The 26,825-nt window shown below is 73.2% G+C and carries 24 protein-coding genes; 17 read left to right on the top strand and 7 right to left on the bottom strand.

Annotated elements, in window-relative coordinates; translation table 11 throughout:
- The first annotated feature begins 1 nt into the window (after position 1).
- From atpD to RWK90_RS02235, 5 genes are read left to right on the top strand one after another with little or no spacing between them, the layout of a single operon-like run.
- On the top strand, positions 2 to 1,450 hold the full coding sequence (atpD, locus tag RWK90_RS02255) for a F0F1 ATP synthase subunit beta (protein ID WP_314034255.1): 1,449 nt from the start codon (positions 2 to 4) through the stop codon (positions 1,448 to 1,450).
- A 9-nt stretch (positions 1,451 to 1,459) separates the two neighbouring features.
- The gene (locus tag RWK90_RS02250) at positions 1,460 to 1,831 is read left to right on the top strand and encodes a F0F1 ATP synthase subunit epsilon (RefSeq protein ID WP_314034253.1); all 372 of its coding nucleotides are present in this window, start codon (positions 1,460 to 1,462) and stop codon (positions 1,829 to 1,831) included.
- A gap of 58 nt (positions 1,832 to 1,889) precedes the next feature.
- Positions 1,890 to 2,339: a DUF2550 family protein gene (locus RWK90_RS02245; RefSeq protein ID WP_314034251.1), complete on the top strand. Its 450-nt coding sequence runs from the start codon at positions 1,890 to 1,892 to the stop codon at positions 2,337 to 2,339.
- A 48-nt stretch (positions 2,340 to 2,387) separates the two neighbouring features.
- Positions 2,388 to 3,068, top strand: a complete 681-nt coding sequence (gene nucS / locus RWK90_RS02240) for an endonuclease NucS (protein WP_314034249.1) — start codon at positions 2,388 to 2,390, stop codon at positions 3,066 to 3,068.
- Between the two features lie 12 nt (positions 3,069 to 3,080).
- The gene (locus RWK90_RS02235) at positions 3,081 to 3,383 is read left to right on the top strand and encodes an ATP/GTP-binding protein (RefSeq protein WP_314034247.1); all 303 of its coding nucleotides are present in this window, start codon (positions 3,081 to 3,083) and stop codon (positions 3,381 to 3,383) included.
- Here RWK90_RS02235 and RWK90_RS02230 read toward each other — a convergent pair.
- The gene (locus tag RWK90_RS02230) at positions 3,364 to 4,242 is read right to left on the bottom strand and encodes a hypothetical protein (RefSeq protein ID WP_314034245.1); all 879 of its coding nucleotides are present in this window, start codon (positions 4,240 to 4,242) and stop codon (positions 3,364 to 3,366) included. The genes RWK90_RS02235 and RWK90_RS02230 overlap by 20 nt on opposite strands.
- Before the next feature lie 35 nt (positions 4,243 to 4,277).
- Positions 4,278 to 4,748, bottom strand: coding sequence for a methylmalonyl-CoA epimerase (gene mce, locus RWK90_RS02225; RefSeq protein WP_314034243.1), 471 nt, complete (start codon positions 4,746 to 4,748; stop codon positions 4,278 to 4,280).
- Between the two features lie 76 nt (positions 4,749 to 4,824).
- Here mce and RWK90_RS02220 point away from each other — a divergent pair, with 76 nt between their 5' ends.
- Both RWK90_RS02220 and RWK90_RS02215 read left to right on the top strand, forming a co-directional pair.
- Complete coding sequence (locus RWK90_RS02220) at positions 4,825 to 6,024, top strand: acetyl-CoA C-acetyltransferase (protein ID WP_314034241.1); 1,200 nt, start codon at positions 4,825 to 4,827, stop codon at positions 6,022 to 6,024.
- 35 nt (positions 6,025 to 6,059) lie between these two features.
- On the top strand, positions 6,060 to 7,013 hold the full coding sequence (locus tag RWK90_RS02215) for a tetratricopeptide repeat protein (RefSeq protein ID WP_314034239.1): 954 nt from the start codon (positions 6,060 to 6,062) through the stop codon (positions 7,011 to 7,013).
- Positions 7,014 to 7,120: 107 nt separating this feature from the next.
- On the opposite strand, the gene glgB is transcribed toward RWK90_RS02215, so the two are convergent.
- Complete coding sequence (gene glgB, locus RWK90_RS02210) at positions 7,121 to 9,427, bottom strand: 1,4-alpha-glucan branching protein GlgB (RefSeq protein ID WP_314034237.1); 2,307 nt, start codon at positions 9,425 to 9,427, stop codon at positions 7,121 to 7,123.
- Positions 9,428 to 9,438: 11 nt separating this feature from the next.
- Entirely contained in the window at positions 9,439 to 11,457 is a 2,019-nt protein-coding gene (locus RWK90_RS02205; protein ID WP_314034235.1) for a maltotransferase domain-containing protein, read from the bottom strand.
- Positions 11,458 to 11,613: 156 nt separating this feature from the next.
- Here RWK90_RS02205 and RWK90_RS02200 point away from each other — a divergent pair, with 156 nt between their 5' ends.
- Genes RWK90_RS02200 through RWK90_RS02190 form a run of 3 tightly spaced genes read left to right on the top strand, consistent with a single transcriptional unit; the run spans position 11,614 to position 14,475 of the window.
- Positions 11,614 to 12,456 carry an ABC transporter ATP-binding protein gene (locus tag RWK90_RS02200; protein ID WP_314034233.1) on the top strand — a complete coding sequence of 281 codons (843 nt, stop codon included), beginning with the start codon at positions 11,614 to 11,616 and terminating at the stop codon, positions 12,454 to 12,456.
- Between the two features lie 5 nt (positions 12,457 to 12,461).
- Complete coding sequence (locus RWK90_RS02195) at positions 12,462 to 13,235, top strand: NUDIX hydrolase (RefSeq protein WP_314034231.1); 774 nt, start codon at positions 12,462 to 12,464, stop codon at positions 13,233 to 13,235.
- Between the two features lie 10 nt (positions 13,236 to 13,245).
- Positions 13,246 to 14,475 (top strand): THUMP-like domain-containing protein, encoded by a 1,230-nt coding sequence (locus RWK90_RS02190; RefSeq protein WP_314034229.1) that lies wholly within the window; start codon positions 13,246 to 13,248, stop codon positions 14,473 to 14,475.
- Here RWK90_RS02190 and RWK90_RS02185 read toward each other — a convergent pair.
- Entirely contained in the window at positions 14,460 to 15,818 is a 1,359-nt protein-coding gene (locus tag RWK90_RS02185) for a PQQ-binding-like beta-propeller repeat protein (RefSeq protein WP_314034227.1), read from the bottom strand. The two genes, RWK90_RS02190 and RWK90_RS02185, sit on opposite strands and share 16 nt — an antisense overlap.
- 184 nt (positions 15,819 to 16,002) lie before the next feature.
- Between RWK90_RS02185 and RWK90_RS02180 the strand changes: the two genes are divergently transcribed.
- The 6 genes from RWK90_RS02180 to RWK90_RS02155 all read left to right on the top strand — a co-directional run bounded on the left by RWK90_RS02180 (position 16,003) and on the right by RWK90_RS02155 (position 23,122).
- A complete protein-coding gene (locus RWK90_RS02180) occupies positions 16,003 to 17,634 on the top strand; it encodes an AMP-binding protein (RefSeq protein ID WP_314034225.1) in 1,632 nt (543 codons plus the stop codon).
- Between the two features lie 195 nt (positions 17,635 to 17,829).
- Positions 17,830 to 18,615, top strand: coding sequence for an electron transfer flavoprotein subunit beta/FixA family protein (locus RWK90_RS02175; RefSeq protein WP_314034223.1), 786 nt, complete (start codon positions 17,830 to 17,832; stop codon positions 18,613 to 18,615).
- Positions 18,616 to 18,666: 51 nt separating this feature from the next.
- Complete coding sequence (locus tag RWK90_RS02170) at positions 18,667 to 19,617, top strand: electron transfer flavoprotein subunit alpha/FixB family protein (protein ID WP_314034221.1); 951 nt, start codon at positions 18,667 to 18,669, stop codon at positions 19,615 to 19,617.
- Between the two features lie 93 nt (positions 19,618 to 19,710).
- Positions 19,711 to 20,907, top strand: a complete 1,197-nt coding sequence (locus tag RWK90_RS02165; protein WP_314034219.1) for a cysteine desulfurase family protein — start codon at positions 19,711 to 19,713, stop codon at positions 20,905 to 20,907.
- Positions 20,904 to 22,034: a tRNA 2-thiouridine(34) synthase MnmA gene (gene mnmA, locus RWK90_RS02160; protein WP_314034217.1), complete on the top strand. Its 1,131-nt coding sequence runs from the start codon at positions 20,904 to 20,906 to the stop codon at positions 22,032 to 22,034. The genes RWK90_RS02165 and mnmA overlap by 4 nt, the downstream gene beginning before the upstream one ends.
- Positions 22,031 to 23,122, top strand: a complete 1,092-nt coding sequence (locus RWK90_RS02155; protein ID WP_314034215.1) for a cobalamin-independent methionine synthase — start codon at positions 22,031 to 22,033, stop codon at positions 23,120 to 23,122. The genes mnmA and RWK90_RS02155 overlap by 4 nt, the downstream gene beginning before the upstream one ends.
- A gap of 30 nt (positions 23,123 to 23,152) precedes the next feature.
- Here RWK90_RS02155 and RWK90_RS02150 read toward each other — a convergent pair whose 3' ends face one another.
- Complete coding sequence (locus RWK90_RS02150; RefSeq protein ID WP_314034213.1) at positions 23,153 to 23,848, bottom strand: exonuclease domain-containing protein; 696 nt, start codon at positions 23,846 to 23,848, stop codon at positions 23,153 to 23,155.
- Positions 23,849 to 23,917: 69 nt separating this feature from the next.
- On the opposite strand from RWK90_RS02150, the gene ligA reads away from it, so the two are divergent.
- Entirely contained in the window at positions 23,918 to 26,098 is a 2,181-nt protein-coding gene (ligA, locus tag RWK90_RS02145; protein WP_314034212.1) for an NAD-dependent DNA ligase LigA, read from the top strand.
- Between the two features lie 9 nt (positions 26,099 to 26,107).
- Here the strand turns inward: ligA and RWK90_RS02140 are convergent, their stop codons facing one another.
- Positions 26,108 to 26,764, bottom strand: coding sequence for an amino acid-binding protein (locus RWK90_RS02140; protein ID WP_314034210.1), 657 nt, complete (start codon positions 26,762 to 26,764; stop codon positions 26,108 to 26,110).
- Between the last annotated feature and the right edge of the window lie 61 nt (positions 26,765 to 26,825).

The raw sequence follows: 26,825 nt of genomic DNA, 5'->3' as shown, positions 1-26,825 counted from the left end.
AATGACCACAGCTGTAACCGATCAGAGCACGACGGGCACGGCCGGTCTCACCGGCCGGGTCTCCCGCGTCCTGGGCGCGGTCGTCGACGTGGAGTTCCCGCGCGGCGCCCTCCCGGCCCTCTACAACGCCCTCACGGCCGAGATCACCCTCCCGGCCGTCGCCAAGACGGTGACCTTCGAGGTCGCCCAGCACCTCGGCGACAACATGGTGCGCTGCATCTCGATGCAGTCCACCGACGGACTCGTCCGCGGTGCCGAGGTCGTCGACTCCGGCAAGCCGATCTCGGTGCCCGTCGGTGACGTCGTCAAGGGCCACGTCTTCAACGCCCTGGGTGACTGCCTCGACGCCCCCGGCACCGGCCGGGACGGCGAGCAGTGGGGCATCCACCGCGAGCCCCCCGCCTTCGACCAGCTCGAGGGCAAGACCGAGATCCTCGAGACGGGCGTGAAGGTCATCGACCTGCTCACCCCGTACGTCAAGGGCGGCAAGATCGGTCTGTTCGGTGGTGCCGGTGTCGGCAAGACCGTGCTCATCCAGGAGATGATCACCCGTATCGCGCGCGAGTTCTCCGGCACCTCGGTGTTCGCCGGTGTCGGTGAGCGCACCCGTGAGGGCACCGACCTCTTCCTCGAGATGGAGGAGATGGGCGTCCTCCAGGACACGGCCCTCGTGTTCGGCCAGATGGACGAGCCGCCGGGGACGCGTATGCGCGTCGCCCTCTCGGCCCTGACGATGGCCGAGTACTTCCGCGACGTGCAGGGACAGGACGTCCTCCTGTTCATCGACAACATCTTCCGCTTCACCCAGGCCGGTTCCGAGGTCTCGACGCTGCTCGGCCGTATGCCGTCCGCCGTCGGTTACCAGCCGACCCTGGCGGACGAGATGGGTCAGCTGCAGGAGCGGATCACCTCGACGCGCGGTCGCTCGATCACCTCGCTGCAGGCGATCTACGTCCCCGCGGACGACTACACCGACCCCGCGCCGGCGACCACCTTCGCCCACCTCGACGCGACCACGGAGCTGTCCCGCTCCATCGCCTCGAAGGGCATCTACCCGGCCGTCGATCCGCTGACCTCGACCTCGCGCATCCTCGAGCCCGGCATCGTCGGCGAGGAGCACTACCGCGTGGCGCAGGAAGTCATCCGGATCCTCCAGAAGTACAAGGAGCTCCAGGACATCATCGCGATCCTCGGTATGGACGAGCTGTCCGAGGAGGACAAGGTCACCGTCCAGCGCGCGCGTCGTCTCGAGCGCTTCCTCGGCCAGAACTTCCTCGTCGCCGAGAAGTTCACCGGCCAGGTCGGCTCGGTCGTGCCGCTCTCGGAGACCATCGAGGCCTTCGACAAGCTGTGCAAGGGCGAGCTGGATCACCTGCCCGAGCAGGCGTTCAACGGCATCGGCGGTCTGGACGACGTCGAGAAGGCCGCCAAGAAACTCGCGGGGAAGTGACCGTAGACAATGGCTGACATCGAAGTCGAGTTCGTCACGGTCGAGCGCCGTTTCTGGTCCGGTACCGCCACGATGGTGGTCGCCAAGACCACCGAGGGCGAGATCGGCATCCAGGCCGGGCACGAGCCGCTGCTCGGTGAACTGGACGCCGGTGGCACCGTGACGGTCTACACCGACGAGGGGAAGAAGGTCGCCGCGGTGCAGGGCGGCTTCCTCTCGGTGACCGCGAACAAGGTCAGTATTCTCGGCGAGGCGGCCGAGTGGTCCGACGCGATCGATCGCGCCGCCGCCGAGAAGGCTCTGTCCGAGGCGGGTGACGACGCCGCGGCCGCCGCGGCCGCCCGTGGTCGGCTCCGGGCCGTCGAGAAGGCCGGCGCCTAGTTCAGGTACCCGGCCCGACCGCTCCCACGGCCGCGGCCACCGGAAGGAGATGAGCCCAGTGACGGCTCCCATCGAGATCGTTCTCGGTGTCGTCATCGTGCTCGTCCTGATCCCGGTGGTCGCGGCCGTCGTCTATCGGCTGGTCGTCGTCCGCCGCAACTCCACCTCCGTCCTGGTGCGCAGGGCGGGGGAGGAGTCCTGGCGCTACGGAGCGGTCCGCTACTCCGACACCGAGGTCGCGTTCTACCGTCTCGCGAGCGTGCGGTTCGGCGCCGACGTCCGACTCGACCGCCGCAGCCTGGAACTCGGCTCGCGACGACAGCCGACCGGGCCCGAGCTCGACGTGGCGGAGGAGGGCGAGCTCATCGTGCCGTTCTCCGGAACCGACCGTCGGGGCGGGGTCGTGGAGGGTGAACTGTGCCTGGCCCCGGCCAAACTCACCGGTCTGCTCGCCTGGGTCGAGGCCTGCTCGACCGAGCAGATCCGGCCCCGGCGCCCCCACCGCTGACTCCCGGGGCCGCGCTCCCGCTCAGCCGCCCGAATCCAGGAGGACTCCTTGCGTCTCGTCGTCGCCACCTGTCAGGTCGACTACGTGGGCCGTCTCACCGCACACCTTCCCATGGCTCCCCGGCTGCTGCTGGTCAAGGCCGACGGCTCGGTCAGCGTGCACGCGGACGACCGGGCGTACAAACCCCTGAACTGGATGACCCCGCCGTGCACCCTCAGTGAGCAGGAGCATCCGGAGGACCCGGAACACCGCCTGTGGATCGTGGAGAACAAGGCGGGGGAGCAGTTGCGCATCACCATCGCCGAGGTGCATCACGAGTCGCAGCACGAGCTGGGGGTCGACCCCGGTCTCGTCAAGGACGGGGTGGAGGCGCACCTCCAGGAGCTGCTCGCCGAGCACATCGAGACGCTCGGCCCGGGGTACAGCCTCGTGCGGCGTGAGTACATGACCGCAATCGGGCCCGTGGACATCCTCGGCCGTGACGCCGACGGGACGACCGTGGCGGTGGAGATCAAGCGTCGGGGCGAGATCGACGGCGTCGAACAGCTCACCCGCTACCTGGAGCTGCTCAACCGCGACCCGCTGCTCGCCCCGGTGACGGGCATCTTCGCGGCCCAGGTCATCAAGCCGCAGGCGCGGACACTCGCGACGGACCGGGGGATCAGGTGCGTCACCCTCGACTACGACACGCTCCGCGGGATCGAGTCCACCGACCTGCGCCTGTTCTGAGCCGGCCGAGCGATGCCCAGGAGACACCACCGTGGGCGCGGTGAACGTCCCGTCCCGCCGCGGGACGGACTCGGCGGAGCCGGGCTGGAGGAGGGTCCCGCCGGCGACCCCGACCCGTATCACGTCCGGCGGATACCGCCGTCCCGGGCGGTGAAGGACTACCGCTGCCCCGGCTGCGACCACCTCGTCACCGCGGGTACGGCCCATGTGGTGGCGTGGCCGGACAGGCCGCGTGGCGACGAGGAGCGTCGGCACTGGCACGCCGGCTGCTGGGCGGGTCGTGGTCGCCGCGGGCTCACCCGTCGCTGGAGCTGAACCCCGGCCGAGGCGGCAGGTCGAACTCCGCGTCCCCGGCGGGACCCGGTACCGGTTCGAGTCTCGCGCGGATCCGTGCGAGGTCGGCGACGACGCTCTCCCGCAGCGCCCGCAGCTCCTCGGTGTGCGTGCGGGCCAGCGAGGTGAGGCGTTCCGCCTCCCCGCGGGCCCGGTCGACGATCTGCCGCGCCTCGTCCTGAGCCCGGCGGCGCGTGGCCTCCGCGGCGGCGACGGCCGCGTCGTGGCGCTCGCGCTCCTCGCGCAGCGACTCGCTGCGCCGCAGATCCGAGGCCAGACGATGGTCCTCGTCGACCTGCGCCCGGCGACGCGCGGCCTCCTCGTCGAGACGGCGGGCCTCGCGTTGCGCGGCCCGCACGAGCTCCTCGGCACGGGTGCGGGCCGCGGTGAGGACGGCGGTGTGCTCGGAACGGACCGCGGCCGCCCGGGAGCGCACCTCCGCGAGCTCGGCCTGCGCGGTCTGCCCCAGCCGCCACGCCTCCTCGTCGGCCTCGGTCCGGATGCGGTCGGCCTCGGCCAGCGCCGCGTCCCGGATCGCTGCGGCCTCGGCGGTGGCGAGCGAGAGCATGGTGGCCAGCCGGTCGGACATCTGATCGCTCGTGACCGGCGCCCGGCCCAGTTCGGCGACGCGTGCCTCGAGCTCGCGCACCCGGGCGCGGTCCCGTTCCGCCTCGGCCGTCGCCCGGTCGGCACGGGCGACGGCCGCATCCCGATCGGCGCGCAGGAGCTCCGCCTCCGTCTCGAGGCGTGAGAGGGCGGAGAGCACCTGCTCGCGGTCGAAACCCCTGCGCACCACCGCGAACGGGTCGGCGGTCGCCGGGGGTGTGTGCATGCTCGACATGTGCCCCACCCTAGCCGCGGGCGGGGCGGCCACGCCTAGTGCGGGTCGGCGGCGGGCTCGACCAGCTCGAGGAGCACACCGCCCGCGTCCTTGGGGTGGACGAAGTTGATGCGCGAGTTCGCCGTGCCGCGCTTGGGGGCCGGGTACAGGACCCGGACACCGCGCCCGGTGAGGTGCTCGGTGATCGCGTCGATGTCCGTCACCCGGACCGCCATCTGCTGGATGCCGGGGCCGTTGCGGTCGATGAACTTGGCGATGGTCGAGCTCTCGTCGAGGGGGGCGAGGACCTGGAGGAGGGCGCTGCCGTCGGGGCGGCCGGGCGACCCCAGCATGGCCTCTCGGACGCCCTGCTCCTCGTTGACCTCCTCGTGGAGGTTCTCCATGCCGAGGTTGTCGCGGTACCAGGCCACGGCGGCGTCGAAGTCGGGGACCGCCACGCCGACGTGGTCGATCGCCACGACGAGCTCGGACGGGAGGAGGGGCTGGCCGCTTGGGGTAGTCGTCATACCTGCCACGTTATCGGTTCCCCCTTCGCGGTAGTTTGGCCAGTACAGTCGTTTCCCCTCGATCGGAAGGTGTCCCATGACCGCCGACCCCACCCGCACCGTCATCGTCTCCGGTGCCCGCACCCCGTTCGGCCGCCTGCAGGGGGGCCTGTCGTCCCTGTCCGCGCCGGAGCTGGGCGGCATCGCGATCCGCGCCGCGCTCGAGCGCGGGAACGTCCCCGCGGACGCCGTCGACCAGGTGATCATGGGTCAGGTGCTGTCCGCCGGTAACGGGCAGATGCCCGCGCGGCAGGCCTCGCTCGCGGCCGGGATCCCCAAGCACGTCGACGCGCTGAGCATCAACAAGATGTGCCTGTCCGGGCTGACCGCGATCGCGCTCGCCGACCAGGCGATCCGCTCGGGCCACTCCGAGGTCGTCGTCGCGGGCGGCCAGGAGTCCATGTCGCAGGCGCCTCACCTGCTGCCGAAGAGCCGCGCCGGCTACAAGTACGGCTCGATCGAGGTCCTGGACCACATGGCGTTCGACGGCCTGCACGACGTGCCGACGGACCAGCCGATGGGCGCCCTCACCGAGGCCCGCAACGTCGAGCTCGAGATCACCCGTGAGCACCAGGACGAGTTCGCCGCGGTCTCGCACCAGCGCGCCGCCGCGGCCGCCGCGGAGGGCCGGTTCGCCGACGAGATCGTGCCGGTGACGGTCAAGGGCCGCAAGGGCGAGACCGTCGTGGACACCGACGAGGGTGTGCGCGCCGACTCCACGCCCGAGTCGATGGCCAAGCTCAAGCCCGCGTTCGCCAAGGACGGCACCATCACCGCCGGGTCGTCGTCGCAGATCTCCGACGGCGCCTCCGCGGTCATCGTGACCAGCGCCGCCCGCGCCGAGGCCGAGGGCTGGACCGTCCTGGCGGAGATCGTCGGGTACGGCACGGTCGCAGGCCCCGACTCGACGCTGCAGCACCAGCCCGCCGACGCGGTCCTCGACGCCTGCAAGCGGGCGGACATCGAGGTCGCCGACATCGACCTGTTCGAGTTCAACGAGGCGTTCGCCTCCGTCGGGCTGCACTCCACCCGGATGCTGGGGCTGAGCTCGGACAAGGTCAACGTCAACGGTGGGGCCATCTCGATCGGTCACCCGATCGGCGTGTCCGGTAACCGCGTCGTCCTGACGCTGGCGCTGGAGCTCGCCCGCCGTGGTGGCGGACTCGGCGCGGCCGCCCTGTGTGGCGGCGGCGGTCAGGGTGACGCCCTGATCATCCGGGTGCCCGCGGCCGGCTGACACCCCCCGCCGCGCGGCGTGGCAGGATCGGATACGTGACGAGACCAGGTAACCGACCCCCGTCCGCCGCCGAGCAGAAGCTCGCGGCGTCGCTCGCCGGCGCCGTCGATCTCTCCGGCCTGAAGAAGCGGGCCGAGACCCGCCGGGACGCGACCCCCGCGGGTCGCGCCCCGGGCCCGGGCGGCGCGCCGCAGGCCGGGGGATCGCCGGTCCGGGTGGACGTGGACGAGGCCTCCTTCGAGCAGGAGGTGCTCGTCCGGTCCACCCAGGTGCCGGTGATCCTCGAGCTGGTGTCCCAGCGGGCGCCCACCGCGCTGACGGCGACGCTGGCGGCGCTGGCCGAGGAGGCCGGTGGCCAGTGGGTCCACGCGACGGTGGACGTCGACGTGGCCCCGGGGATCGCGCAGGCCCTCCAGGCCCGGGCGGTACCGACGGTGTACGCCGTGGCGGCCGGCCGGCCGCTGGCCGACTTCGAGGGCGAGCAGCCGGAGGACGCGCTGCGTCAGTGGCTCGCGGCGGTGCTCCGGGCGACCGAGGGCAAACTCAGCGGCCCGGCGCCGGACGCCGGGGAGACCGATCCTGCGGAGGCGGCCGATCCCGAGCGGGACGCCGCGGAGGAGGCGTTGGCCGAGGGCGATCTCGCGACCGCCGAGGAACGCTTCACCGCGCTCGTGGACGCGCGCCCGGGCGATCACTCCCTCGTCGAGGCGCTGCGGTACGTACAGGCGGCCCGCCGGGTCGCGGACGCCGCGGGGGACCCCGGGACGGACGAGGGCACGGTTGCCGTGGCGCTGCGCGCCGCCGACGCTGCGCTGGTCGCGGGGGAGTACGAGACCGCGTTCTCGGCTCTGGTCGACGCGATCCGCGTCACGGCCGGCGACGACCGGGCCACCCTGCGGGCGCGGCTGCTCGAGGTGCTCGAGGCGCTGCCGGTGGACGACCCGCGCGTGCTGGCCGCGCGGCGCGACCTGGCGAGCGCCCTGTACTGAGAACGGGACCCCGGGGGGCGCGCGTCTCCGGCTCCGCCCCCCCCCGGGGTCCCCGTGTGTCGCCGCCGACCGCCCCGCGCTCCACGGGGGCGGTCGACGGCTCGTCGCTATCCGGCCGGGGTGTGGCGGAACCACACGGTGGCGCGGGAGCCCACGGTGATCGCGGCGGAGTAGGGACGACCGTGGTGGGCGATCTGCTCGGCCTCGACCCCGCCGAGGTTCCCGGCTCCCGAGCCCTCGTACGCGCCCGCATCGGTGTTGAGGATCTCCTCCCAGTACCCGGCCTCGGGCAGGCCGATGCGGTAGTCCCCGAGCGGGGCACCGGAGAAGTTCACGACGCAGGCGAGGGTGTTGCCCGCGTGGTCGGTGCGCAGGAACGACAGTGTGTTGTGCTCGGAGTCGTTCGCGTCGATCCAGGAGAAGCCCGACGGGTCGTCGTCCAGCGCCCACAGCGCGGGGTTCTCCGCGTAGCGGGCGTTGAGATCACGCACGCAGTCCCGGATGCCGCGGTGATACTCGCCCTCCCAGCCCTCGAGGTCGTCCCACGCGACGCCGCGTTCGGCGTCCCACTCGGTGGTCTGCCCGAACTCCAGCCCCTGGAAGAGCAGCTTCTTGCCCGGGTGGGCCCACATGTAGGCGTAGAGGCTGCGGATCCCGGCGGCGCGGTCCCACGAGGAGCCGGGCATGCGCTCCCACATGGAGCCCTTGCCGTGGACGACCTCGTCGTGGCTGAGCGGGAGGACGAACCGCTCGCTCCACGCGTACATCATGGAGAACGTGATCTCGCCGTGGTGGTACCCGCGGTAGATCGGGTCGAGCCCGACGTAGCGCAGGGTGTCGTTCATCCAGCCCATGTTCCACTTCATGGAGAAGCCGAGGCCGCCGGTGTAGGTGGGCGCCGTGACACCGCCCCAGGAGGTGGACTCCTCGGCCACGGTGAGGACGCCGGGGTGCTTTCGGTGCAGGGTGGCGTTGACCTCCTGGAGGAAGGAGATCGCCTCGAGGTTCTCGCGGCCGCCGTGGACGTTGGGGGTCCACTGGCCGTCCTCGCGGGAGTAGTCGAGGTAGAGCATCGAGGCGACGGCGTCCACGCGGAGCCCGTCGACGTGGAACTCCTCGGCCCAGTACAGGGCGTTGGCGACGAGGAAGTTGCGGACCTCGCGGCGGCCGAAGTCGAACACGAAGGTGCCCCAGTCGGGCTGCTCGCCGCGTCGCGGGTCGCCGTGCTCGTAGAGCGGGGTGCCGTCGAACCGGCCGAGGGACCACTCGTCCTTGGGGAAGTGCGCGGGCACCCAGTCCACGAGCACCCCGATGCCGTGCGAGTGCAGGTGGTCGATCACGTAGCGCAGGTCGTCCGGGGAGCCGAACCGGCTGGTGGGGGCGAAGTAGCCCGACACCTGGTACCCCCACGATCCGCCGAACGGGTGCTCGGCGACGGGCATGAGCTCCACGTGGGTGAACCCGGTGTCGAGCACGTGCTCGGCGAGCTGGTGCGCGAACTCGCGGTAGGAGAGCCCGGGGCGCCACGAGCCGACGTGGACCTCGAGGACGGTCATGGGGGAGCGCGAGTGGTCGCGGGTCGCCCGGGCGGCGATCCACTCGTCGTCGTCCCACTCGTAACCGGACGTGAACACCTTCGACCCGGTGGCGGGGGGCACCTCGGTGGCCACGGCCAGCGGGTCGGCGTGGTCGACGGTGCGGCCGTCGGCGCCGCGCACGCAATACTTGTAGACGGCGCCGTCGCCCACGCCCGGGACGAACAGCTCCCACACGCCGGAGGAGCCGATCGAGCGCATGGGCAGGGCGACGGGGTTCCACCCGCAGAAGTCGCCGACGACGCTGATGCCGCGCGCGTTGGGGGCCCACACCGCGAAGGACGTCCCGGTGACGGGGCCGCGGGGGGTGTCGTAGGTGCGGACGTGGGCGCCGAGGACGTCCCAGAGTCGTTCGTGGCGGCCCTCGCCGATGAGGTGCAGGTCGACCTCGCCGAGGGTGGGCAGGAAGCGGTAGCCGTCGGCGACGGTGCGGGTGTGGCCGTCCGCGTAGGCGACGCGGTAGCGGTAGTCGGGGACGTCGGCGTCGGGCAGCGCGGCGTGGAACAGTCCGTCGCCGACGGGCTCCATGGGTACGGTCCGGTCGCCGAGGTCGATCTCGACGGTCACCGCGCCGGGCTGCACGGTGCGCACGACCGAGCCGGCGCCGTCGCGGTGCGCGCCGTAGACCGAGTGGGGATCGTGGTGGGTGCCCGCGCGGAGGCGGCCGAGGACCTCCCCGGTGAGCGGGGTGGGGCCCGACGGGGCGGCCGGCGCGGGAGGCGCGGCCGGCGGCGTCGCGCGCGCCGATGGTGACGACGACGAGGTCGTCAGCTTCCCTGTCCGGGCGGCGGCGGGGTCCTTCTTCTTGTGCTTTCCCATGGTCGTGAGCCTCAATCCACGGTGTGCGTTCGGTAGGACAGTTCGACCCTACGTGCTTGCGAGCAGGGTGGGATCGAGACGATGTGCGCGACCGCGGACCACGGCTCGAGCCGGACGTAGTTGCTGGACCCCCAGTGGAACTCGCCGCCCGTCACCTCGTCGCGCACGCTGAACCGGGCGTCGTCGTCGTATCCCAACGCCGCCATGTCCAGGTGAAGGGTGCCCTCTTGGGCGCCGTGGGAGTCGAGGGTCACCACCGTCAGGACGGTGTCGCCGGTGGCGGGGTCGATCTTGGAATAGGCGATGATCTGGTCGTTGTCCACGTCGTGGAAGCGCAGCGTGCGCAGCTGCTGGAGCGCGGGGTGCGCGCGGCGGACCCGGTTGAGGGTGCGCAGCCACGGGGCGAGGGACTGGCCGGCGGCCTCGGCGGCGGCGAAGTCGCGGGGACGGAGCTCGTACTTCTCCGAGTCGAGGTACTCCTCGCTCCCGTCGGCGACGGGCTGCCACTCGTAGAGCTCGAACCCGGAGTAGACGCCCCAGGCGGGGGAGAGGGTCGCGGCGAGGGTGGCCCGGATCGCGAACATCGCCGGGCCCCCGCGCTGGAGTGACTCGTGCAGGATGTCCGGGGTGTTGGTGAACATGTTGGGCCGCGCCTCGTCGACGTGGGCCAGCAGCTGCTCGCAGAACTCGACCAGCTCCGCCTTGGTCGTCTTCCAGGTGAAGTAGGTGTACGACTGCGAGAAGCCGCGCTTGGCCAGCCCGAACAGCCGCGCCGGGCGGGTGAACGCCTCGGCGAGGAACAGCACGTCGGGCTCGGTACGCTTGACCTCGCTGATGAGCCGGTTCCAGAAGTCGGCGGGCTTGGTGTGGGGGTTGTCCACGCGGAAGATGCGCACGCCCAGCGCCGTCCAGTGACGGACCACCCGCAACACCTCGGCGTAGATGCCCTCGGGGTCCGTGTCGAAGTTGATCGGGTAGATGTCCTGGTACTTCTTGGGCGGGTTCTCGGCGTAGGCGATGTGCCCGTCGGGCAGGACGGTGAACCACTCGGGGTGCTCGGCGGCCCAGGGGTGGTCGGGGGCGCACTGCAGTGCGAGGTCGAGCGCGATCTCGACGCCGCGCTCGCCGGCGTACTCCACGAGCCCGCGGAAGTCCTCGATCGTGCCCAGCGCCGGGTGGACGGCGTCGTGACCGCCGTCGCGCGAGCCGATGGCCCACGGGGACCCGACGTCGCCCGGCCCGGGGGTCAGCGTGTTGTTGCGGCCCTTGCGGTTGATCTCGCCGATGGGGTGGACGGGCGGCAGGTACACCACGTCGAACCCGAGGTCGGCGGCGTGGTCGACGTAGGCCCGGGAGGTGGTGAAGGTGCCGTGGACCGGCCGGCCCTGCTCGTCCCAGCCGCCGGTGGAGCGGGGGAAGAACTCGTACCACGAGCTGAACTGGGCCTCGCGTCGATCGACCCACACGCGGTGCGTCCGGCCGACGGTGACGAGCTCCCGCACGGGGTCGGCGGCGAGGGCCTCCGCGACCTCCGGGGACAGCGCCCGCTCGGTGCGGGTCGCGGCGTCGCCCTCACCGCGCAGGGCGGCGGCGGCCGCGGCGAGCAGCTCGGCGCGGGCGGCCTCGCCCGCGGTGGTGGCGCGGGTGACGGCGAGGTCGAGCACGCGCGCGCCGACCTCGAACTCGTTGCCCAGCACGTCGGCGTCCTGCCCGGCGGCCATCTTCTTGGTGATACCGCTGTGCCAGGTGGCGAACGGGTCCGACCACGCCTCGACGCGGAACGACCACATCCCGGCCACGTCGGTGGGCAGCAGGGCGTGGACGGTGTCGGGCTCGGTCCCGGGGGTCATGGTGGTGCGCGAGGAGAGGCCGCCGGGCCGGCGGACCACGAGGCTGGCGGACAGGGCGTCGTGACCCTCCCGCCAGACGGTGGCGGAGATCGGCAGGATCTCGCCGACCACGGATTTCGACGGGAACCTCCCGCAGGAGACGAGAGGACGGACCTCGTCGATGGCAAGACGGTCGTTCACGTCGGTGCTCCTTTTCGGCTGCGCGTCGGCGCCGCGGTGGGCGACGTCCGTCACCGTCGACGCTAGCGAAGTCGGGCCGATCCTTCAGGGCGGTCAGCTCCGGTTCACCGGCGCGAGCCGTGTTCCTCACCACCCGTCACGGCCGGACCCGGTTAGATGGGGGTCGTGAGCACCGTGATCGACACCGACCCCGACCTCGTCCTCGACCTGCGTGACGTCTCGCTCCGGCGCGACGGCAACACCCTCGTCGGGCCCCTGACCTGGCAGGTCGAGCTGGACGAGAGGTGGGTGGTGCTCGGCCCCAACGGCGCGGGCAAGACCTCGCTGCTGCGCATCGCCTCGGCGCTGGAGTACCCCAGCACCGGCACCGCCGTCATCCTGGGCGAGCAGCTCGGACACACGGAGGTGACCGAGCTGCGCAGCCGGGTGGGGCTGTCCTCGGTCGCGGTGGCGGGTCGGATCCCCGGTGACGAGGTGGTCAGCGACCTGGTCATCTCGGCCGGGTACGCGGTCCTGGGCCGCTGGCGGGAGAGGTACGACGAGCAGGACTTCGAGCGGGCGGCCGACACGCTCGAGTCGATCGGGGCCGAGCATCTCGCGGAGCGGACGTGGGGCACCCTGTCGGAGGGCGAGCGCAAGCGGGTCCTCATCGCCCGCGCGATGATGACCGACCCCGAACTGCTGCTGCTCGACGAGCCCGGCGCCGGGTTGGACCTCGGCGGGCGCGAGGACCTGGTGGCCCGGCTCGGGGACATGGCCATGGACCCGGACGCCCCCGCGACGGTGCTGGTGACCCACCACGTCGAGGAGATCCCCCCGGGCTTCACCCACGCGATGCTGCTGGCGGAGGGGGAGGTGACGGCGATGGGGCTCATCGAGGACGTCATCACCTCCGAGAACCTCAGCCGCGCGTTCGCCCAGTCGATCACGGTCGACCCGATCGACGGCCGCTACTTCGCGCGCCGGGCCCGCCGTTCCGGCCGGCACCGACGGGGCTGACCGGGATGGCGGGCACGTCCGGGTCGTCGCGCGTGGCGGGCGGCGGCCACACCCCCGCGGCCCACGAGCCGGAGGCGGTCCCGGTCCGGGAGGCGGCGACCGTCGCGCTCGTCCGTGACGCCCGCGTCGGCGGGGGAGTCGAGGTGTTCCTGCAGCACCGGGTCTCGACGATGCAGTTCGCGGCGGGCATGTCGGTGTTCCCCGGCGGAGGGGTCGAGCCGCGCGACCACCGCGGCACCCGGCCGTGGCGCGGGCCCGGGCCGCGCTGGTGGGCGGAGCGGTTCGGTGTCGACGTCGACCGCGCCGCCGCGGCGGTGCGGGGCGTGGCCCGCGAGCTGTTCGAGGAGACCGGTGTCCTGCTCGCCGAGCCGACGGATCCCGCGGTGAACGCCCGCCCCGCCCCGCCGGGCCCCGCGGAGCGACGCGCGCTCGACGCCGGGCGCGGCGACCTCGACTCCCTGCTGGCCGATCACGAGCTGACCCTCGCGGCGCACCTGCTCCGGCCGTGGGACCGGTGGACGACCCCGGTCGGACCGCCGCGCCGCTACGACACCCTGTTCTTCGTGGCCGCGCTGCCGGACGGGGTGGAGCCGGACGGCGGGACGAGCGAGGCGCGGGCCGCCGAGTGGATCCGTGCGGACGACGCCGCTCAGGCAGGCATCCTCGGGCACCTCGGGATGCTGCGGCCGACCCTCCACGTGCTGTCCGACCTGGCGGTGGCCGCGGACGTGGCCGAGGTGCTGGCCACCGAGCGGGCCATCGCGCCCGGCGGGAACTAACGTTGCGGCGGTGACCCCCGAGGACCTTGACTTCCTGCGCACCGACGCCGGCCGCGAGCTGCTCGAGCTCGCCGCGGGCCTCGACTGGTCGCGATCGGCGGTCGTCTCCTCGACGGCGGCGGTCCGTCGCGCGGACGCCGGGCACGCGGCCGCCGCGATCGACGTCGTCACCGCCCGGGCCCGCGCGCGGGGCCGGATCCGCGGCGCGGAGCAGATGCTGCTCACCGACGAGGCCGTCCAGCAGGCGACCGCCTGGCCGGTGGCGGCCCTGCGCGCGGCGCGCCTGTCCGGGCGGGACGTCCACGACGTCACGTGTTCGGTCGGCGCCGAGCTGGCCGAGCTCGTCCGTACCGCCGGCCGGGTGATCGGCTCGGACCTCGACCCGGTGCGCGCGCGGATGGCCGCCCACAACGTCCCCGACGCCCTGGTGTGCGTGGCCGACGCCCTCGCACCGCCCAGCCGCGACGCCGTCCTCGTGGCCGACCCCGCCCGCCGCGCCGGGGGTCGCCGCATCCACGACCCGGCGCAGCTCAGCCCGCCGCTCCCGGATCTGCTCGCCGTGGCGGCGGACCGTGATCACGTCATCAAGTGCGCGCCCGGCCTGGACACCTCGGTGCTCGACCACGCCGGTGAGGTCGAGCTCGTCTCGCTCGACGGTTCGGTGCGCGAGGCCTGCCTGTGGTCGCCGGGGTTGTCCGCGGGCGTGCGCCGCCGTGCGACGGTCGCGCGCACCGCCGCGCCGGGCGTGCCCGGGCCGTGGGGGCCGCCGCGCCTGACCGCGGACGGGCTCGCGGTGCACGTCGAGGAGGTGACCGACGGCGACGACGACGAGGTGGACGCCCACCCCGAGCCCGAGCGGTTCATCGTCGATCCCGACGGGGCGGTGGTCCGGGCCGGGCTCGTGCGGCACTGGGCCCGCCGACACGGGCTCCGGCAGCTCGACCCGCGCATCGCCCACCTCACGGGCCCGCGGATCCCGCCCGGCCACAGCGGCTTCGAGGTGCTCGAGTCCTGCCGGCTCGACCGCAAGCAGCTGCGCCGGGCCCTGCGCGCACGGGACTGCGGTTCGCTGGAGATCCTCGTGCGCGGTGTCGACACCGACCCGGACGCGCTGCGCCGCTCGCTGTCGCTGTCCGGCTCGCGCCCGCTCGCGCTCGTGGTCACCCGCATCGGCAGTTCGGCCGTGGTGTTCGTGTGCGGGCCGCGCACCCGTGCGGAGTCGGCTCAGCCGAACATGTAGACCGCGCCCACCGCGGTCGTCAGCGCGATCCGGCCGTCCGAGTCCACGCTGAGCCCCGACACCGGCCCCGACGCCGCGGGCACCTCGATCCGGTGGACGGTCCGCCCGTCACCACCGTCGAGCACGTGCACCGCGATACCGGGTCCGTCCCCGCCACCGGCCGCCCGCACCGCCACCACGACCTGCCCGTCCGGGGTCGCGGCGGGGTTGGTGAGCTGCTGCAGATCGTCCCGGCGCCAGACCTCGCCGCCGGTTCCGCCGTCCCCGCGGACGGCCACCACGGGCGCCGGGCCCGCGTCGTCGTCGTGCTCGTCGTCGGGTCCCCTCCACACCGTCGTCGTCCGGCCGGCGGTGACGAGGGTGCCGTCGGGCAGCAGCGCCGGCGAGGAGTCCGGGCGGTACCCGACCGGCACCGACCACAGCGCCGCACCGTCGGCGGCCCGGAACGCGCCCAGCGCGCCGTCGGCGGCGTGGACGTACACCTCGTCCCGGTCGTCGGACAGCACCACCGGCACGCCCAGCCGACCGCCGGGCAGGGGCGCCCGCCACGCCACCTCCAGGACGGGGAGCTCGTCACCGGTCAGCCGCACGGCGACCAGCTCCGGCGCCCGCGCGCCCGGGGTCCAGGCGGTGAGGTACGCGGTGGCGGTGTCGGTGTCCACGGCGGCGGTCGCCGGCACCGGGCAGCCCCGGGCCCCGGTCGCGCACCACGGCAACCCGTACGCCGGGTCGTCGGTAGCGACGTCGCCGGTCAGGCGCAGCTCGGGGGTCACGTCCAGCCCGGTGTGGGCGTTGATCACCCGCGCCACGCCGAGGTGGGAGACGAGCAGAAGGTGACGGTTGTCCATCAGCGTCACCGTGGTCGGGACGCCGCGGGTGGCGGCGAACCAACGGTTCTCACCCTCGGCGGCCACCGCCGCGACCCCGCCGTACGCGGGCACGAACAGCGAGCCGCGCCCGTCGACCGTCGCCGTGATGCGCGGGCCGTCCGTGGGCATGCGCGAGCACCACCGCTTGCGGCCGTCGTCGGCGGTCAGGGCGAACAGGTTGCACCCGCGCTCGGAGATCGTCGCCTGGAAAGAGGTCCCTATCCCGTCGGAGGAGGCCACGCCTATCGCCGGGGCGCCCAGCGCGCGCGACCACAGCAGCTCCGGCGCGTCCGACACCCCGGCGTGGGCCCGCGACGAGTTGGGCGGGCCACCCGCCACCGAGGACCAGCTCGCGGCCTGGCCCAGCCGGGCGTCGCCGCTGCCGGTACTCGACGCGCAGCCCGCCGCCACGCCCAGGGCGAGGCCGGCGACGACCAGGGACCGTACGGTGCGCGGAAGCGATGCCGGTGCCACAGGTCCCCCCGTCGAAGAGTCGGTCGGCACACCAGCGTAGTCCGCGCGTCCGACGGCCCAGGGGTACGCCCGGGGGAACACACGCTCGCGGAGCGCGCTCCGCCGATACCGTGACGGCACTCACCCGTGCCCGCGAGGGCACCAGGACCCGGCCCCCGGCCCCCACGGAAGGCGGACACCCCCGATGACAGCGAACTCCGGTCTCGACACAGCGCTGACCCCGCTGCGCTTCCTCGAGCAGGCCGCGCGCGTGGCACCCGACGCCACCGCGGTGGTCGACGGACCGCGCCGCCAGACCTACGCCGAGTTCGCCGAGCGGGCTACCCGCCTGGCCTCCCTGCTCAAGATGCGCGGCGTCGCGCGTGGGGACAGGGTCGGCGTCCTGGCGCCCAACTCCGCGGAGGCGCTGCTCGCCCAGTTCGCCGTCCCGCTGGCCGGCGGGGCCGTCGTCGCCCTCAACACCCGCCTCGCCCCGGCGGAGATCGACTACATCGTCGGCCACGCCGGGATCGAGGTCCTCATCGCGGACGCGGAGCTGCTCGCGGGCCTGGGCGACGAGGTCCCCGACGCGCTGCGCCTCGTCCTGGTCGCCCCCGACGCCGACGGCACCCAGCCCGACGTCGCCCGCTTCGGCCCCCGCGCCGAGGCGCTGGAGGAGGGGATCGCCGGTGCCTCGCCGCAGCCCGTGCCGTGGACCGTGGACGACGAGGACTCGGTCATCGCCGTCAACTACACCTCCGGTACCACCGGCCGCCCCAAGGGCGTCATGTACACCCACCGCGGCGCGTACCTCAACGCGCTCGGCGAGATCGTCACCCAGGGTCTGGACGCCGACTCCCGGTACCTGTGGACGCTGCCGATGTTCCACTGCAACGGCTGGTGCACCACCTGGGCCCTGACCGGCGCGCGGGGAACCCACGTGTGTCTGCGCGCCGTCCGCGGGGACGAGATCTGGAGACTGTTCGACGACGAGGGGATCAACCGCCTCGCCGGTGCCCCGGCCGTGTTGAGCACCATCGCGGACGACCCGGCCGCCCGGCCGATCGAGGGGATCCGCATGATCACCGCCGGGGCGCCGCCCTCGCCGACCATCCTGCGCCGGTTCGAGGAACTCGGGATCGACGTGACCCAGGTGTACGGGCTCACCGAGACCTACGGCCCGTTCACCGTCTGCGCACCCCAGCCCCACTGGGCCGACCTCGACCCCGACGAGCGCGCGGCGCTGAAGTCCCGCCAGGGCGTCGCCATGATCCACGCGGACACCGTGCGCGTGGTCGAGCGCACCTCGCCGGGGGAGACCCGACTCGTCGACGTCCCCGCCGACGGCGTGACGATGGGCGAGGTCGTCATGACCGGCAACGGCGTGATGAAGGGGTACTTCGACGACCCCGAGGCCACCGCCGCGGCGTTCGCCGGTGGGTGGTTCCACTCCGGCGACCTGGGCGTCATGCACCCCGACGGGTACGTGCAACTGCTCGACCGCGCCAAGGACGTCGTGGTCTCCGGCGGCGAGAACATCTCCACCATCGAGGTCGAGCAGGCGATCGTCTCCCACCCCGACGTCGTGGACTGCGCGGTCGTCTCCATGCCCGACGAGAAGTGGGGGGAGCGGCCCAAGGCGTACGTCGTGGTCCGGCCCGGGTCCGAGCTCGACGAGAACGGCGTGATCGAGCACTGCCGCACGAAGATCGCCCGCTACAAGGTGCCGGGCGCCGTCGAGCTCACCGAGGCGCTGCCCCGGACCTCCACCGGCAAGGTCCGGAAGAACGAACTGCGCGACGCCGCCTGGGCCGGCTGGGAGAAGCGGATCAACTGACACCGGTACCGCCGCCCGGGGCGGGGTCCCTCGCACCCCCGCCCCGGGACCCGCGCGGCCCCGGCGGTGTGACGTACCCGGCACCGCCGTCGTGACCCCGCTCGCGTTATTGTGTGAGGCAGGACCACAATCCGGTGCGCCCGGTCATGACGGGGGCGCACCCCGCCCCGACTCGCAGGAGGTCGACGCAGGCCCATGACGAACATCGTCGTACTGATCAAGCAGGTTCCCGACACCTATTCCGAGCGCAAGCTCTCGGACGGGGACTACACCCTGGACCGCGAGGCCGCGGACGCGGTCCTGGACGAGATCAACGAGAAGGCCGTCGAGCAGGCGCTCCAGATCAAGGAGGCGAACGGGGGCGAGGTCACCGTGCTGTGCGCCGGACCGGATCGCGCCACCGAGGCCATCCGCAAGGCCCTGTCGATGGGCGCCGACAAGGCCGTCCACCTCAACGACGAGGCCCTCCACGGCTCCGACGTCGTCCAGACCGCGTGGGCCCTGGCCAACGTCCTGGGCACCATCGAGGGCACCGAGCTGGTCATCGCCGGCAACGAGGCCACCGACGGCCGTATGGGCGCCGTCCCGGCCATCCTCGCCGAGTACCTGGGCCTGCCCCAGCTCACCCACATGCGCACGCTGGAGATCGCCGACGGCGTCGCCAGGGGCGAGCGCGAGACCGACGAGGGCATCTTCGAGGTCGAGGCCGCCCTGCCCTGCGTCGTGTCGGTCGGCGAGAAGATCAACGAGCCGCGGTTCCCGTCCTTCAAGGGCATCATGGCCGCCAAGAAGAAGCCGGTCGAGGTCCTCACCCTGGCCGACGCGAACGTCGAGCCCGGGCAGGTCGGCAAGGACAACGCCGCCTCCACCGTGACCTCCTCGGCGCCCAAGCCGCCGCGCGCGGCCGGTGAGAAGGTCGTCGACGAGGGCGAGGGCGGCAACGACATCGCCAAGTACCTCGTCGCGCAGAAGCTCATCTGAGCCGAGCTCACCCCGACCAACTCATCCCAGTCTTTCCAAGGAGAACCCACCATGGCTGAAGTCCTCGTCGCGGTCGAGCACGTCGACGGCGAACTCAAGAAGGTCACCAACGAGCTGCTGACCGCCGCCCGCGCGCTCGGCGAGCCGTCCGCGGTCGTGTTCGGTGAGACCGGCACCGCCGCCGCGCTCACCGACGCCCTCAAGGAGGCCGGCGCGGAGAAGATCTACGTCGCCGAGGGTGACGCGGTCCAGAACTACCTCGTCACCCCGAAGGTCGACGTCCTGGCCGGCCTCGCCGAGCAGGGCGCGGCCGCGATCGTCCTCGCCGCCACGTTCGAGGGCAAGGAGGTCGCGGGGCGTCTCGCGGCCCGCACCGGCTCCGGCGTCCTCACCGACGTCATCGAGATCCGCGAGGACGGCTCGGCCGTCCACTCGATCTTCGGTGGCGCCTACACGGTCGAGGCCACCGTCTCCGGTGACACCCCGATCTACACGGTGCGCCCCGGCGCCGTCGAGGCCACCCCGGCCGCCGGTGCGGGCGAGGTCGTCGAGGTCCAGGTGCCCGAGCCCGAGAACGCCGCGAAGATCCTCTCCCGCAACCCGATCGTCGGCGGCGACCGCCCCGAGCTCACCGAGGCGACCGTCGTCGTCTCCGGTGGCCGCGGCGTCGGCTCCGCCGAGAAGTTCGAGGAGGTCGTCGAGCCGCTCGCCGACTCCCTCAAGGGCGCGGTCGGCGCGTCCCGCGCGGCCGTCGACTCGGGCTACTACCCGGGCCAGTTCCAGGTCGGCCAGACCGGCAAGACCGTGTCGCCGCAGCTCTACATCGCCCTGGGCATCTCCGGCGCCATCCAGCACCGCGCCGGCATGCAGACGTCCAAGACGATCGTCGCGGTGAACAAGGACGAGGAGGCCCCGATCTTCGAGATCGCGGACTACGGCATCGTCGGCGACCTGTTCAACGTCGCCCCGCAGCTCACCGAGGCCATCAACGCCCGCAAGTGAGCCCCGCGCACCGCGTCTGACCGACGCGTCCCGGACCCCGGCACCCCTGCGGTGCCGGGGTCCGGCGCGTTCGGGCGTATCCTTGCGTGCGATATGTCCACCACCCGCCCCGTGCACTATCTGGACCACGCCGCGACCACCCCGATGCGCCCGGCGGCCGTCGCCGCCTACGCCGAGGCGGCCTCGGTGGTCGGCAACGCCTCCTCGCTCCACGGCTCCGGCCGACGCGCGCGGCGCCGTGTCGAGGAGGCCCGCGAGTCCCTCGCCCACCACCTCGGCTGCCGCCCCTCGGAGGTGCTGTTCACCTCCGGCGGTACCGAGTCGGACAACCTCGCGGTCCTCGGCCAGGTCGCCGCGCACGGCGGCGACGTCGTGGCGGTCGGCGCCACCGAGCACCACTCCGTGCTCGACGCCGCCGCCCATCTCGCGACCGACCGCGGCGGGAACGCCGAGATCCGCCTCCTGCCCGTGGACCACCGCGGCGCGGTCGCCGCGGACACCGTGCGCGATCTCGCGGAGCGGACCGGCCCGCGGCTCGCGTTGGTCGCCACGATGCTCGCCAACAACGAGGTCGGCACGCTCACCGACGTCGCGGCGGTCGCGGACCACGCCCGCGCGGTCGGCGCCGCGGTCCACACCGACGCCGTCCAGGCCGTCGGCCACGTCCCGGTGGACTTCGCCGCTCTGGGCGTGACCTCGCTGAGCCTGTCCGCCCACAAGTTCGGCGGCCCGCTCGGGGTGGGCGCCCTGCTCCTCGACCGCGGCGCGGCGTGTTCGCCGATCGGCTTCGGTGGCGGGCAGGAACGCGATCTGCGTTCCGGGTCCGTCGACGTGCCCGGGGTGGTCGCCATGGCCGTCGCCCTGGACGAGGCGGTCCGCGAGATGGAGGCCGAGACACGGCGGCTGACGGCACTGCGGGACCGTCTCGTCGACGGGGTCCTGGCCGCCGTCCCCGGCTCGATCGCCAACGGGGGCGGCGAGCGTCTGCCCGGGATCGCCAACATCACCTTCCCCGGCTGCTCCGGCGAGTCCCTCATCCTCCTGCTCGACGCCGCCGGCATCGAGTGCTCGACCGGCTCGGCGTGCACCGCCGGGGTCGCCGAGCCGAGCCACGTCCTGCTCGCGCTCGGGGCCGACGAGGCCGCGGCCCGCAGCAGCCTGCGCCTGAGCCTCGGTTACACCACCACCGAGGCCGACGTCGACGCGGCGATCGCGGCCCTCGGCCCCGCCGCCGAGCGGGCCCGCGTCGCCGGACTCGGCCTCGCGCGCGCCGGGGTGGGCGCGTCATGAGGGTCCTCGCCGCGATGAGCGGGGGAGTGGACTCCGCGGTGGCCGCCGCCCGCGCCGTGGCCGCCGGTCACGAGGTCGTCGGCGTCCACCTGGCGCTGAGCACCGACCCGGCGACGCTGCGTACCGGGTCCCGGGGCTGCTGCTCGCGGGAGGACGCCGGCGACGCCCGGCGCGTCGCCGACCTGCTGGGCATCCCGTTCTACGTGTGGGACTTCGCCGAACGCTTCCGCGCGGACGTCATCGACGACTTCGTCGAGTCCTACGCCCGCGGCGAGACGCCGAACCCGTGCCTGCGGTGCAACGAGCGGATCAAGTTCGAGGCGCTGCTCGAGCGCGGTATGGCCCTCGGCTTTGACGCCGTCGCGACCGGCCACTACGCGCGCCTGGCCACGGAGGAGCTGCCCGACGGCACCCGCCGGCCCGTCCTGCGCCGCGCGGTGGACCCCGCCAAGGACCAGTCGTACGTGCTCGGCGTGCTCACGCCGGAGCAGCTCGCGCATTCGATGTTCCCGCTCGGTGACTCGCTGAAGTCCGAGGTCCGAGCGGAGGCCGAGGCGGCGGGGCTGCCCGTGGCGACCAAGCCGGACAGTCACGACATCTGCTTCATCCCGTCCGGGGACACCCGCGCGTTCCTCGGGGCGCGCATCGGGGTACGCCCCGGCGCGGTGGTCGACGCCGACACCGGCGACGAACTCGGTCGGCACGACGGGATCCACGGTTTCACCATCGGCCAGCGCAAGGGCCTCGGGGTACAGGGGCCCGCGGCCGACGGCCGCCCGCGGTACGTCACCGGGATCGACGCGGAGAGCGGCACCGTCACCGTCGGCGGCGCCGACCACCTGTGGTCCGTGGCGATGACCGGCGGCTCCCCGTACTGGCTCGTCGACGACGATCTCCGCGAGACCGATTGCCTGGTCCAGATCCGCGCGCACGGCGAGGCCACGCCCGCGCACGTCCGCCGCGTCGGCAGCGGCGACGACGCCCGTCTCGAGATCACCCTCCACGAGCCGGTCCGCGGCGTGGCACCCGGGCAGGCCGCCGTGCTCTACCGGCCCGAGCCCGGGGGCGATCGCGTCCTGGGCAGCGGCACCATCTCCGCCTCCCGCCCGGCCACGGAGGCGGTGTGACGACGGAGCCCACGCCGGTGCCGTCGGCCACCGGGCCGGGGCCGATGCCCGGGACCGATCCCCGCGAGGCGGCCCGCGTCGTGATGGGGGAGTGCCACGCCCTGCCCTTCCTGCCCGAGCTCGCCGACCGCGGCCCGGGGGCGGACGCGATCGGCCGTACGCTGGCGCTGCTCGCGGACCTGCCCGCGGACGTCAGCCCGCGAGGGTGGCGGCTCGCCGATTCCCCCGGGCGACTCGCGCGGCGGGCCGTCGACCACCTCGACCGGGACGCGGACGCCCTCGAGGAGGCCGACGAACTCGCCCGGGATCCCGAGCACGCACCCGCCCCTGATCGTCGGCGGCTCCAGGTGGGGATCGTCGGCCCGTGGACACTCGCCGCGCGGGTCGAGCTCCCCGGGGGGATGCCGGTCCTCTCCGACCGGGGCGCCCGCCGGGACCTGGCGGCCTCGCTGAGCGAGGGCGCGGGAGGATTCGCCGCCCGCCTCGCCGAGCGGGTGGGCGCGGGCGCCCGGATCCTGCTCGACGAACCCGCCCTGTGGCAGGTGGCCGCCGGGACGGTGCACTCGCCCAGCCGGCTCGACCCGATCCCGCCCGTCGCCGCGGACCAGTTGGCGCTCTCGCTGTGCCGCTTCGGCGATGCGTTGCGACGGGCCGGCGTTGCCGAGGTCCTGCTCCGGGTGCCGACGGCGTCGGTCCCCGGCGCGCCGCCCGTCTGGTCGGTCGTCGCCGCGCCGCCCCGCGGGGAGACACCACTGGACGGGGCGTGCCTGCCCGCCGCGCCGCTGTACTCCGCCGACTCGCACGCAGCGCTCGACGCCGCCGGGACGCTGCTCGGCGACGGGCGCCTGCTCCAGCTGGAGGGCCTGCCCGCTAGCGGGGCGGGCATCCCGCGCACCCCCGCGGACGCCGAGCGTGCGGCGGCGCGGGTACTCGCGCTGTTGGATCGCCTCGGGGCCCCGCCGCACACGCGACTGCCCGCTGTCGTCCTCACACCGACTCCCGGGGACATGGAGTCCGCCTCCGGGGCGGCCTCCGCCCTGCGCGCCGCACGCCTCGTCGCCGACACCGCGCCCCGGATGGCCGAGTGACCCGCTCTCGGCGGATCCGGCGGCGCGTGCCTACACCGCGGCCACGGGCCACACCGTGTTGACGTCTGACGCGTCCTTGCCGGACCGCTCCAGGTAGGCCGCGAAGTCCCGCTGACGCGACTCGTGCCACCGGGCCTGCAGGGCGTTGGACTCGCGCCAGTCGCATCCGGACAGTTCCTGCTGGGTGCCGAGCATCTTCCACGCCAGCCGCGCGGCCGCGAGCGCGTCCGCCGCGGCCTCGTGAGCGGCGTCGAGACGCACCCCGTGCTGACCGCACAACGCCTCGAGCGTGCGCTTGCCCTTGCGGAAGGGGTCGACCGCGCGGTCCACGACATAGGGGTCGATCACCGGGCCGACCACCTCGAACTCCGGGTGCCAACGCCGCAGGACGGTCAGGTCGTAACAGGCGTTGAACACCACGAGCGTGCGCCCGTCGCGCCACCCCTGCTGGATGGCCGCCACGGTCTCGGCGACCACCTCGGCGTGGGGCCGACCGTGTTCCCGGGCGTGGGCCGTGGTGATGCCGTGGACCGCGGTCGCCCCCTCCGGGATCTCTATGCCGGGATCGGCGAGCCAGTTGCGTTCCCTCTTGCGGGGCCCGTCGATCTCGATGAGGGCCGAGGTGACGACGTGCGCGGTGCGGGGGTCGGGGCCGGTCGTCTCGAGGTCGAAGGCCAGGAGGCGGTTCCGGTCGATGCTGACGGGGATCGTGTTGTCGTTGTCCATGGGCTCACGGTAGGCCAGCGCTCCGACACCGCGGAGGCACCGCGGCCGCGCTCGACATAACCTGTCTGTGTGAGCCAACCCGAGGAGAGCACCGAGCCCGCCGGCACCGGGGACATCCCGCCCGAGGTCCGGCAGGAGTGGACCGAACTCGCGGAGACGGTCCGCGACCACCAGTTCCGCTACTACGTCAAGGACGCACCGATCGTCTCCGACGCCGAGTTCGACCGGCTCTTCGGGGACCTGCAGGCGCTCGAGGAGAAGTACCCGGCACTGCGTACCGCCGACTCTCCCACGCAGCTGGTCGGTGGCGGCTTCTCCACGGACTTCGCCCCGGTCGAGCACCTGGAGCGGATGACCAGTCTGGACAACGTCTTCTCCGAGGAGGAGCTCCGCGACTGGGTGGCCTCCGCGGTCGAGCAGGCCGGGGTGCCCGAGGACCGGCTCCCGTTCCTCTGCGAGGTGAAGATCGACGGCGTCGCGCTGGACCTGGTGTACCGCGACGGCAAGCTCGTCAGCGCGGCCACCCGCGGCGACGGGCGGACGGGCGAGGACGTCACGCTCAACGCCCGCACGATCGAGGACATCCCGGTGACCCTCACCCCGACGCCGGACCGGCCGGTGCCCTCCCTGCTCGAGGTCCGCGGCGAGGTATTCTTCCGCCTCGAGGACTTCGCGGAGCTCAACGCCCGGCTGGTGGCGGAGGGCAAGGCGCCGTTCGCCAACCCCCGCAACAGTGCCGCGGGGTCGCTGCGGCAGAAGAACCCGGCCATCACCGCTCAGCGCCGCCTCGGGATGTACTGCCACGGCCTGGGCGCCGTGGAGGGCGCGGCGTTCGAGAGCCTCCACGACGTCTACCTCGCGCTCGCGGACTGGGGACTGCCCGTCTCACCGCACACCGCACCCGCGACGGGCGTCGAGGAGGTCGTCGAGCGGATGAAGTACTGGGGCGAGCACCGCGGCGACCCCGAGCACGAGATCGACGGCCTCGTCGTCAAGATCGACGACCGCGCCGTCCAGCGCCGCCTCGGCCAGACCTCGCGCGCCCCTCGGTGGGCGATCGCCTACAAGTACCCGCCCGAGGAGGTCATGACGGAGCTGCTCGACATCCGGGTCTCCGTCGGCCGGACCGGGCGCGTGACGCCGTTCGCCTACATGGAGCCGGTGCTGGTCGCCGGGTCGACCGTGTCGCTGGCGACGCTGCACAACCAGACCGAGGTGATCCGCAAGGGTGTGCTCATCGGCGACACCGTGGTGATCCGCAAGGCGGGCGACGTGATCCCCGAGGTCCTCGGTCCCGTGGTCGAGCGGCGCGACGGGACCGAGCGCGAGTTCGTCTTCCCCGAGCGCTGCCCCGAGTGCGACACCGTCCTCGCCCCCGCCCGCGAGGGTGACGCCGACTGGCGCTGCCCCAATCAGCGGTCGTGCCCCGCCCAGCTACGGGAGCGGCTGTTCTACCTCGCCTCCCGTAACGCGCTGGACATCGAGGCACTCGGGTACGAGGGCGCGTCCGACCTCCTCGCCAGCGGGGTGCTCGAGAACGAGGCCGGGCTCTTCGATCTCACCGAGGCCGATCTCCTCCGCACGCACCTCTACACTCGTATCGACAAGGCGACGCGCAAGCAGATCGAGGAGGGCGCCGAGCCCGAGCGCACCGTGCTCACCGAGAACGGGCGCAAACTACTGGCCAACCTCGCCACGGCGAAGGACCGGCCGCTGTGGCGGGTCCTGGTCGCCCTGTCGATCCGTCACGTCGGCCCGACCGCCGCCCGTGCCCTCGCGACGAAGTTCGGGACGATGGAAGCCATCCGCGCCGCGTCCGAGGAGGAACTGGCCGAGACCGACGGCGTGGGCCAGACGATCGCCGCGTCGGTGGTCGAGTGGTTCGGCGTCGACTGGCATCGCGAGATCGTCGACCGGTGGACGGCGGCCGGCGTCTCGATGGCTGACGAGCGGGACGAGTCGATCCCGCGCACGCTCGAGGGACTGACGATCGTGGCGACGGGCTCCCTGGAGGGCTTCACCCGCGACGGCATCAAGGAGGCCATCATCGCCCGCGGCGGCAAGGCCTCGGGATCGGTGTCCAAGAAGACCGACTACGTGGTGGTGGGGGACAACCCCGGTTCGAAGGCGGCGAAGGCCGAGGAACTGGGGCTGACGATTCTCGACGAGGCGGGCTTCGTGGAGCTCATGGAGAACGGGCCCGCCCCGGTCGGTACCGCGGATCCGGACGCGGACGACGCCGACCGGTGACGGCGCGCCTCAGCCGGCGTGCAGGGAGCGCAGGATCCCCGTGAGGTAGCCCAGCCGGGCGATCTCCGACGGCCGGAACGAGGGGCCGCCGGGTCTGCCCACCACGAGGACGTGGTCCGCGTTGAGAGGCGCGGCCGCCAACGCGGTGTCCATCGCCGTCCATTCGGCCGGGACCTCGTCGTCGTCGTAATCCAGTGCGGTGACACGCTCCAGGTCGCTCAGCGCGGAGACCTGCCCGCCGTCCCACAGCGGCGCGGATTCCCCGCGCGCCACGAGGCGACAGGACCCGGTCCCGGTCACCTCCACCACCAGCGCCCACCCGACCCGCAGCGCCGCGGGGAGCTCGTCGGCGAGCATCTGCGCGGCCCCGGCGCCCGCTCCGGCCACCGCGTCGATCAACTCGAGCTCACGGTGGGCGTCGAGGATGCCACCGAACGGGCGCAGGGAATCCACCACGACCCCGTCCAGCCGCTCGGCCGCGGTGATGAGTGTGTCGGGGAACGTGCCGTTGGGCACCGTGACCACGATGTCGTCCACCGCGACACCGTCGAAACGGTCCACCACGTCGAGGCTGATGATGTCCGCGTCCACGGTTCCCAACGCCACCGCGAGGGAGCCGAGGCTGCCCGGTCGATCGGGCAGCATGACGCGGAGGAGATAAGACATGACGCCCATTGTGCCGCACCCCCGCGGCCTGACTAGGCTGGGCCGGTACCGACCACGCCAC

The sequence above is a fragment of the Dietzia sp. CH92 genome (assembly GCF_032248695.1).
GTDB lineage: Bacteria > Actinomycetota > Actinomycetes > Mycobacteriales > Mycobacteriaceae > Dietzia.
The sequence above is the reverse complement of the archived record's forward strand: the minus strand, read 5'-3'. Positions and strand labels throughout refer to the sequence as shown.

Bases quoted from the DNA above. Each gene is read 5' to 3' on its own strand.
- atpD (WP_314034255.1), top strand. From the start codon at position 2: ATGACCACAGCTGTAACCGATCAGAGCACGACGGGCACGGCCGGTCTC.
- RWK90_RS02250 (WP_314034253.1), top strand. From the start codon at position 1,460: ATGGCTGACATCGAAGTCGAGTTCGTCACGGTCGAGCGCCGTTTCTGG.
- RWK90_RS02235 (WP_314034247.1), top strand. From the start codon at position 3,081: ATGCCCAGGAGACACCACCGTGGGCGCGGTGAACGTCCCGTCCCGCCG.
- RWK90_RS02230 (WP_314034245.1), bottom strand. From the start codon at position 4,242: ATGTCGAGCATGCACACACCCCCGGCGACCGCCGACCCGTTCGCGGTG.
- mce (WP_314034243.1), bottom strand. From the start codon at position 4,748: ATGACGACTACCCCAAGCGGCCAGCCCCTCCTCCCGTCCGAGCTCGTC.
- RWK90_RS02220 (WP_314034241.1), top strand. From the start codon at position 4,825: ATGACCGCCGACCCCACCCGCACCGTCATCGTCTCCGGTGCCCGCACC.
- glgB (WP_314034237.1), bottom strand. From the start codon at position 9,427: ATGGGAAAGCACAAGAAGAAGGACCCCGCCGCCGCCCGGACAGGGAAG.
- RWK90_RS02200 (WP_314034233.1), top strand. From the start codon at position 11,614: ATGGGGGTCGTGAGCACCGTGATCGACACCGACCCCGACCTCGTCCTC.
- RWK90_RS02195 (WP_314034231.1), top strand. From the start codon at position 12,462: ATGGCGGGCACGTCCGGGTCGTCGCGCGTGGCGGGCGGCGGCCACACC.
- RWK90_RS02180 (WP_314034225.1), top strand. From the start codon at position 16,003: ATGACAGCGAACTCCGGTCTCGACACAGCGCTGACCCCGCTGCGCTTC.
- RWK90_RS02175 (WP_314034223.1), top strand. From the start codon at position 17,830: ATGACGAACATCGTCGTACTGATCAAGCAGGTTCCCGACACCTATTCC.
- RWK90_RS02170 (WP_314034221.1), top strand. From the start codon at position 18,667: ATGGCTGAAGTCCTCGTCGCGGTCGAGCACGTCGACGGCGAACTCAAG.
- RWK90_RS02165 (WP_314034219.1), top strand. From the start codon at position 19,711: ATGTCCACCACCCGCCCCGTGCACTATCTGGACCACGCCGCGACCACC.
- mnmA (WP_314034217.1), top strand. From the start codon at position 20,904: ATGAGGGTCCTCGCCGCGATGAGCGGGGGAGTGGACTCCGCGGTGGCC.
- RWK90_RS02150 (WP_314034213.1), bottom strand. From the start codon at position 23,848: ATGGACAACGACAACACGATCCCCGTCAGCATCGACCGGAACCGCCTC.
- RWK90_RS02140 (WP_314034210.1), bottom strand. From the start codon at position 26,764: ATGTCTTATCTCCTCCGCGTCATGCTGCCCGATCGACCGGGCAGCCTC.